The following is a 7,607-nucleotide window of genomic DNA, read 5'->3' as shown; positions in this document are numbered from 1 at the left end:
AGGGCCTCGGCGGGCCCGTCGACGACCGCGCCCGGGACGACCGACTTCACGGGCAGCGCGGCGACCGGCCCGGCCGGCAGACCCCACGCCCGCCGCCACGCGACCAGCTGCCCGCTCGACGCGACGTAGACGATCCGCCCGAGACCGGCCCACCCGTGCGCGGCGGCGCACATGGGGCAGTGCTCGCCCGACGTGTAGACCGTGCAGCCGCCGCGCTCCTCCGGCGGGAGGTGCGCGGCGGCCCAGCGGGCGATCTCGAGCTCGGGGTGGCGGGTCTGGTCGCCGTCCTTGACGCGGTTGCGGTCCTCCATCAGCACGGTCCCGGTGGCGTCGACCAGCACCGAGCCGAACGGCTCGTCGCCGTCGTCGAGCGCCTCGCGCGCGAGCGCGACGCACCGTCGCAGGTGGACCAGGTCGGCGTCCGTCACGGCCATGCTGCCGACCCTAGGCCGCGGCCCGGCGTCAGGACAGGCGCGGCGTCTTCACGCTCGCGATCGGCCCGACGAGGGTGCCCGCGGAGTTCTGCGCGACGACCCGGTAGTAGTACGTCGTGCTCGGCGCGAGCCCGCCGACGAGCCCGCTCGACACCGACTTCTCGTAGGTGAGCGCGGCGACCGACGTCACGGGGGACGTCTGGCCGAGGGCCGTGGTCGTGCCCCACTCGATCCACGCCGTGGTCGCGAGCCGGTGCGGGTGCACCTGCGCGACGAACGTGGTCGACGTCGCGGTCGTGCCGGACGTCCACTGCTTCGACGACGTGGGCTTCCCGGCCGTCTCGAAGCTGCTCGTGGTGACGGTCGTGCCCGCGGGCGTGGTCGTCGTGGTGCGCACGTAGTACGTCGTGTTCGGCTGGAGCGTGCCGAGCGGCTGGTTGACCGCCTTCGCGTACGACACCGCCGGGACGGACGTGACCGGACCGGTCGTCCCGTAGGCGGTCGTCGTGCCCCACTCCGACCGCACCGTGCCCGCGAAGCCGTGCAGGTCGACGAGCGCCTGCGACGTCGCCGACGTCGTCGTGACGTCCTTGGCCGACACGGTGACCGTCGGCACGGGTGCGGCCTCGACGGACACGCGGTCGGTCGCGGTGCGGCCGGCGGTGTCGGTCACGGTGAGCCGGACCGCGTAGGTGCCAGCGCCGTACGTCCGGCTCACCGTGGCGGGCGGCGTGCCGGTGCCGGCGAGGGGTGCGGAGCCGTCGCCGAGGTCGAGGGTCCACGACGCGATCCCCGCCCCGGGCGACGAGCCGGCGGCCCACGAGCGGGACCCGTCGACCGTGACGGCCAGGGGTGCGGCACCGTGCGTCGCGGAGACGCGCAGCCACGCGGTGGTGCGGGTGCGGGCGGCGGGGTCGGCCGCGATCGACCGGAACGCGGTGAGCGTCGTCGGCGAGGAGTCCGCCCACCACGGGCAGCTGCCCTGCTGGTGGAAGTAGAGGACCGCCTTGACCTCGGGCCAGCTGGTCCACGTGGTCATGGAGTCGCGCAGCCAGGTGGCCTTGCGCTGCGCGTTCGTCGGGTCCTCGACCGAGCCCCACTCGGCGACCATCATCGGCTTGCCGTGCTTCTGCGCGAAGGCCCGGGCCGCCGTGGACTGCGTCGCGACGCTCTGCCAGCTGGTGGGTCCGCCGGGGTTGCAGCCGTTCCAGTTGTAGACGTCGAGCCCGACGAAGTCGACGACGTCGTCGCCCGGGTAGAGCGCGTCGGCGGTCGTCGTCGCGTTCGCGGCGAACGGCGTGGGCGTGACGGTCCACGTCCAGACGACGTTGCTCACGCCCTTGTCGCGGAACACCTGCACGTAGTGCCGCCACGCGGCGCGGTACTCGGCGGCCGTGCCGTAGCCCGTCGCGTAGTCGGGCTCGTGCTGGAAGGTCAGGTAGAGCGGGACACCGAGGCCCGCGACGGTCGCGGCCTGCGCGGCGATGGTGGCGTCCTGGTCACCGCGGGCGATGGACGCCCAGCTCACCTTGGTCCCGTCGACGCGCTTGGTCGCGACGGACAGGACGGGCGTGCGGCCGCGCTCGACGGCCGAGGCGACGCCGCCGGCGCGCAGGTCCTCGTCCCACTGCCGGTAGAGGCGCTGGGTGTCGAGCTTGCGGCCGACGGTGTCCTCGAACGTCGCGACGGCCTCCTCCTGCGTGGTGGCGCCCTTGGCGACGAACGCGCCGAAGAGCAGGCCGTCCTGCGGGGTGAGGGCCGCGGCGGCGGTGCCGGGCGCGGGCTCGGCGGCGGTGGCGGGTGCGGCGACGCCGGTGCCGAGGAGGCCGGCGACGAGGGCCGTCACCAGGACGGCAGCACTGCGGCGGGTCGTGCCGGGCCGAGGCGCACGGGTGCCCCGGAGACGGCGGTTCGGGTGGATCTGGGCATGGCTGATGGCGCCCGGAACGGGCGTGGACGTGCGCAAGTGGAGAGCCCCCTGGGTCGTTCGGCAGCCTGGCGGACCTCGAGGGCCCCATGGCTTTGCGTCCCTGCCTCGCGACAGGTTTGCCGTTCTCGCTGACCGAACAAGCGTACGAGCACACACCTGGACGTGTATATAGGACGAAGGTCCTAGACGATTGTCTAGACAGTCATATCTGTAGTGACCAACTTGTGGACGGGTATTTCCCTTCACGGGAGACTCGTGGAAACTGTGAGCACTTGTCCGGTACGCCGGACCTGGCCGCTCCCGAAAACGGGATCCGGCGCCGCACGACTGCTCGGGGACCGGGGGGACCGCGAGCGCGTGCCGCGCCGCCTCACCGCTCGATGTCGAGCCGCCCTTCCCCCGTGACGTCCTCGCCGCCGACCCTGCGCGACCCCGACACACCCGCCGCGTTGCTGCAGCCCGACGCCTCGACACGAGGAGCTCCCGCGTGCTCATCTTCCTGCTGCAGGTCCGTGACCTGCTCTCGGACGCCCCGTTCGAGATCTACCTCTTCGCCTTGTTCACCGCTCTCGTCTGGCTCATCTGGCTCGTCAAGGTCGTCCTCTCCGCGCGCTACCGCACGTGGACGGAGCCGTGCCACGCGACCACGTCCGTCGTCATCCCGGTCGTCGACGAGCCCCTCGACCTGTTCCACGACGTGCTGCGCCGCATCACCGAGCAGCAGCCCCACGAGGTGGTCGTCGTCATCAACGGACCGCGCAACACCGCGCTGGAATCCGTGTGCGACGACTTTCCCCAGGTCCGCCGGATCTGGACGCCCGTCGCGGGGAAGAGAAATGCCGTCGCGATCGGCGTCGAGGTGTCGACGGGCGAGATCATCGCGCTCGTCGACAGCGACACCATCTGGACGCCGCACACGCTGACCGAGCTCGTGAAGCCGTTCAACGACCCCAAGGTCGGCGGCGTCACCACCCGGCAGCGGATCCTCGACCCGCGGCGGAAGTTCATCACCCGCTGGGCCGACTGGCTCGAGAACAGCCGCGCGCTGTACGCCATGCCCGCGCAGTCCGCGCTCGGCCAGGTCGGGTGCCTGCCCGGCCGCACCATCGCGTTCCGCCGCGACGTCCTCGTGCGGGCGATGCCCCAGTTCCTCGGCGAGGAGTTCCTCGGCATCTTCCTCGAGGTCTCCGACGACCGGACGCTCACGAACCTCACGCTCAAGCAGGGGTACCGGACCGTCTACCAGCACACGAGCCTCGTCTACACCGACGCGCCCCTCAGGCTGCGCAAGATGGCGAAGCAGCAGCTGCGCTGGGCGCGCGGCAGCCAGTACAACACCCTGCGGATGCTGCCCTGGATGACCGGGCACGCACCCGTGCTCGGGTTCTTCTTCGTCATGGACATCCTGCTGCCGTTCCTGCTGCTCGGGACGTGGGCGGGTGGGCTGTACCGGACGCTGACGCAGTCCGGCTACAACTTCTACAAGCCGCTGCTCGAGCTGCGGCCCGGGTGGCAGGGCGTGCTCCTGCTCGTCGGGCTCGTCGTCGCCGCGAGCTGGCTCTCGATGGCGCTGCGGCAGATGCGCCACCTGCGCGAGGTCCCGCGCGACCTGCTCCTGCTGCCCGCGTACATCGTGTTCTCGACGTTCTTCCTCATGCCGATCCGGCTGCTCGGGTTCTTCCGCATGGCGCATGTCGCGTCGTGGGGCACCCGCGCGCACGCCTACTCCGCGGACACGTCCGACGGGGTGCTCGACGTCGCCGAGGACGCGCTGCGCACGGACGCCGCCCCTCCCGCGATCGACACCGCCCTGCCGTCGGTCGGCGACACCCCGCCGTCCGGGGTCCCGGTCGCCGGTGCCGGTCACGGGCCCCACGCGGCGACCCGCACCGCGCCCGACACCCGTGCCGCACGCCGGACGGAGACGCTCACGTACGTCCGGACGCAGCCGGCGCCCCCCGCGCGCCGGCGCCGGCTCAACCCGAAGGCCGCCGTGCCCTACCTCCTCGGCGGCGCCCTGCTCAGCGTGGAGGCCCTCGCGTATGTTCTCTGACCGCCTGTTCCGCCTCAGCCGACGTCAGCGCATCAGCGGTGCGGCCCTCGTCGTCGCGCTCCTGCTGGTCACGGGCCTCGCGTGGTCCACGCCGCAGGGCCAGCGCTTCTGGGAAGGGCCCTCCGCGGCCGAGGTCGCGCTGCAGACCGAGCGCGCCCGCGCCGACGACCTCAAGACCCAGCTCACCGCCGCCGAGGAGAAGCTCACCGGTGGCCGGCCGCCCGTGCTCGACACCGTCCAGAAGGCCCGCGCCGACGACCTCAAGGCGCAGCTCGACGCGCTGCAGGCCGAGCTCGTCGCGACCCAGCAGGCCCTCGGTCGCGCCGAGGCCGAGGCCGCCGCGCAGGCGGACACCGCCAACGTCGTGAACGGCGAGCTCAAGGCGACGCGCGAGCGGCACAACGCCGCCGCCGTCGACACGACCGCGAAGATCGCGGACCTGCGCCGCCAGGTGCAGGAGCTGTCCTGGAAGGTCGAGAACCCCAAGGGCTACGTGCCACCGCCCGTGACCGCGTCGATGACGAAGTCGCAGATCCTCGCCGCGAGCCAGCTGTTCGGCCTCTACACGACGCAGAGCCCGTTCGACTACGCCGAGTTCAACGGCGTCGAGGCCGCCGTCAACCGCAACGCGAACGTCAGCGGGTACTTCCAGTCGTGGGACACCCCGTTCCGCCCCGACGCCGTGCAGGCCGCGTGGAGCCGCGGGCAGATCCCCCTGCTCACGTGGGAGAGCCAGAGCCAGATCGGCTCGATCACGAGCGACGTGCCCGAGTTCTCGCTCAGCCGCATCATCGGGGGCGCGTTCGACGACTACCTGCACCAGTACGCGCGCGACATCACCGCCACCGGGCTGCCGCTCGTCATCCGGTTCGACCACGAGATGAACGGCTCCTGGTACCCGTGGTCGGAGATCCGCGGCTGGGACGGCGGGTCCGTCAACGGCAACAAGCCCGGCCAGTACGTCGAGATGTGGCGGCACGTGCACGACATCTTCGAGGCCGAGGGCGCGAACGACCTCGTCGTGTGGCTGTGGGCGCCCAACCGCGTCAACAAGATCCCCAGCCAGCCGCACCCGCGGCAGTTCTACCCCGGCCCCGAGTACGTCGACTGGGTCGGCATGTCCGGCTACTACCGCCCGGGCGACCCCGTGCCGACCTTCGACGACACGTACTCCATGACGCTGCCGATGCTGCGCGAGGCCGCACCCGGCAAGCCGATCTTCCTCGCGGAGATCGGGGCGACCGAGCGCGGCGGCAAGAAGGCGCAGTGGATCAGCAGCCTGTTCGACGGGCTGGCCCGGCCGGAGAACAGCGACATCATCGGCATCGGCTGGTTCAGCCTCGCCGTCACGTCGGGCGAGGGCAGCGGACGCTCGACGAACGACTGGCGGCTCGACTCGTCGCCGCAGTCGCTGCGGGCCGCCGCCGACGGGTTCGCGCGCTCCGGCATCGGGCTGCCGCGACCGTGACCGACGCGACCCCCGACCCCGGTCCGCCGCCGGGGTCGGGGGTCGTCGTCCGTCACCGGTCGGACGTCGACCGCGCCGCGACGCGTGCGGGTCCGCGCGTCAGCCGCGCCAGGCCGGGAGCTGCTGGACCGACCACTCGTTGCCGTCGGGGTCGCGGAAGCCCGTGAACCGGCCCCACGGGAAGTCCTGCACCTCGGGTGCGTCGACGCCGTGCTCGACGAGGAACGCGCGGGCCGCGTCGGCGTCGTCGACGACGACCTGCAACCCCTTCACCGAACCCGGCGCGGCGTCGGTCAGGCCGAGCCCGACCGCGATCGAGCACGCGGAGCCGGGCGGCGTGAGCTGGACGAAGCGCACGTCGTCGCTCACGCGCTGGTCGTGGTCGACGACGAACCCCACCTTCTCGGAGTAGAACGCGACGGCACGGTCCACGTCGCTCACGGGGACGATCACGAGCTCGAGCCTGAACTCCACGGGAGACCCCCTCGGTCGGCCCGCCGGACGTCCCCGGCGGCGTCCGTCCCATCGTCCCGCGGACCACCCACACGGCACCCCCTCGCCGGGAGGACCGAACCGCCCGTCGCGGGTGATGCCGCCGCCGTCGCCCCGGCGGGAGGGTGCCGGTCGAGGGGACGACGGCGCGAGCGACGGGAGCGGGACATGGCGAAGGGCTCGGACGCGGGCGGTGCGGGCGGCGGGGCCGTCTACGGCCTCGGGATCATCGGGGCGGCGGTGTACTACTTCTCGGCCGGGGTGGGGTTCTGGGACTTCGTCCTGGCGATCCCGAAGGCGCTCGTGTGGCCCGCGATCGTCGCGTACGAGCTGCTCAAGTCGTTCTACGGCGGCTGACGCTCGCGCCGCGACGTCGCGCTGCCGGCCGGGGTGGACCGGTCAGAAGCCCGTGTAGCGGCCCGGCCGGTGGTTGAACGTCACGACGAGGCTCAGCAGCACCGCGCCCGCGGCGGACACGAGGACGTCGAGCGGCGGTGCGACGGTGAACGCCGCCAGGACGACGAGCGTGTCGAGCGCCATGAGCACGTGCCCCGCGCGGATCCCGGACCGCTCCTGCAGCAGGACGGCGACGATCGAGAACCCGCCGACGCTCGCCCGGTGCCGGAACACCACGAGGAGGCCCGTCCCGCACAGCAGGTTGCCGACGACGGCGGCGAACCACGGGTCGACGGACGCGACGTCGAGGTGCGCGGCCGTGACCGCGGTGCCGAGCGAGACCAGCCCGACGGTCGCGGCGCTGCGCAGGGTGAACGGCCAGCCCGAGCGGTGCGCCGCGAGCGCGAAGAACGGCACGTTGAGCGCGAAGAACAGCACGCCGAGCGGGACGTCGACGACGTGGGTGAGCAGCAGCGCCGCACCCGCGATCCCGCCCGTGACGAGCCCCCCGGTCCGCAGCAGCGACATGCCGACCGCGACCAGGACGACGCCCGTGAGCAGGCCCAGCAGGTCCTCCGCGCGCCCGTGCGGGATCGCCGCGGGCAGCGTCGGGGTGTCGGTGGTGGCCATGGTGTCGTCCTCGGTCGCGTCGTCGTGGCGGGCGACGCTGCCCGGGGCGTGCGCGGCTCGATGCTGCGCGCGCAGCACATTGTGACCGACGACGACGCAGCCGTGCACGGGACGAAAGTGCGGTCCACCGCGCCACCTCCCACCGCCCGCCGTACGCCGCCCGCCGCCCGCGTCGGACGCGGCCGGACGACGGCGCCGGTGCCG

7 protein-coding genes and 1 riboswitch are annotated in these 7,607 nt (G+C 72.8%); of the genes, 3 read left to right on the top strand and 4 right to left on the bottom strand.

Annotation, left to right across the window (positions count from 1 at the left end):
- The coding region (locus HGA02_RS06430; RefSeq protein ID WP_168678333.1) for a nucleoside deaminase at nucleotides 1-434 on the bottom strand (434 nt) is incomplete at its 3' end.
- Nucleotides 435-462: 28 nt separating this feature from the next.
- Complete coding sequence (locus tag HGA02_RS06425; protein WP_168678332.1) at nucleotides 463-2,280, bottom strand: glycosyl hydrolase; 1,818 nt, start codon at nucleotides 2,278-2,280, stop codon at nucleotides 463-465.
- A gap of 140 nt (nucleotides 2,281-2,420) precedes the next feature.
- A riboswitch (cyclic di-GMP riboswitch) is annotated at nucleotides 2,421-2,495 on the bottom strand.
- A 356-nt stretch (nucleotides 2,496-2,851) separates the two neighbouring features.
- Here HGA02_RS06425 and HGA02_RS06420 point away from each other — a divergent pair.
- Together HGA02_RS06420 and HGA02_RS06415 are read left to right on the top strand one after the other, a co-directional pair.
- Entirely contained in the window at nucleotides 2,852-4,417 is a 1,566-nt protein-coding gene (locus HGA02_RS06420) for a glycosyltransferase (protein ID WP_168678331.1), read from the top strand.
- Nucleotides 4,407-5,885 (top strand): glycoside hydrolase family 26 protein, encoded by a 1,479-nt coding sequence (locus HGA02_RS06415; RefSeq protein WP_168678330.1) that lies wholly within the window; start codon nucleotides 4,407-4,409, stop codon nucleotides 5,883-5,885. Before HGA02_RS06420 ends, HGA02_RS06415 begins: the two co-directional genes overlap by 11 nt.
- A gap of 99 nt (nucleotides 5,886-5,984) precedes the next feature.
- Here the strand turns inward: HGA02_RS06415 and HGA02_RS06410 are convergent, their stop codons facing one another.
- Entirely contained in the window at nucleotides 5,985-6,359 is a 375-nt protein-coding gene (locus HGA02_RS06410; protein ID WP_168678329.1) for a VOC family protein, read from the bottom strand.
- A gap of 186 nt (nucleotides 6,360-6,545) precedes the next feature.
- Between HGA02_RS06410 and HGA02_RS06405 the strand changes: the two genes are divergently transcribed.
- On the top strand, nucleotides 6,546-6,734 hold the full coding sequence (locus HGA02_RS06405) for a hypothetical protein (protein WP_124344280.1): 189 nt from the start codon (nucleotides 6,546-6,548) through the stop codon (nucleotides 6,732-6,734).
- A gap of 42 nt (nucleotides 6,735-6,776) precedes the next feature.
- Here HGA02_RS06405 and HGA02_RS06400 read toward each other — a convergent pair whose 3' ends face one another.
- A complete protein-coding gene (locus HGA02_RS06400; protein ID WP_168678327.1) occupies nucleotides 6,777-7,403 on the bottom strand; it encodes a YitT family protein in 627 nt (208 codons plus the stop codon).
- Nucleotides 7,404-7,607: the final 204 nt, after the last annotated feature.

The sequence above is a fragment of the Cellulomonas septica genome (assembly GCF_012396155.1).
Classification (GTDB): domain Bacteria; phylum Actinomycetota; class Actinomycetes; order Actinomycetales; family Cellulomonadaceae; genus Cellulomonas; species Cellulomonas septica.
This window is presented reverse-complemented; position numbering and strand designations above follow the sequence as displayed.

Excerpts from the sequence above, each read along its gene's own strand:
- HGA02_RS06415 (WP_168678330.1), top strand. The coding sequence starts at position 4,407 with ATGTTCTCTGACCGCCTGTTCCGCCTCAGCCGACGTCAGCGCATCAGC.
- HGA02_RS06405 (WP_124344280.1), top strand. The coding sequence starts at position 6,546 with ATGGCGAAGGGCTCGGACGCGGGCGGTGCGGGCGGCGGGGCCGTCTAC.
- HGA02_RS06400 (WP_168678327.1), bottom strand. The coding sequence starts at position 7,403 with ATGGCCACCACCGACACCCCGACGCTGCCCGCGGCGATCCCGCACGGG.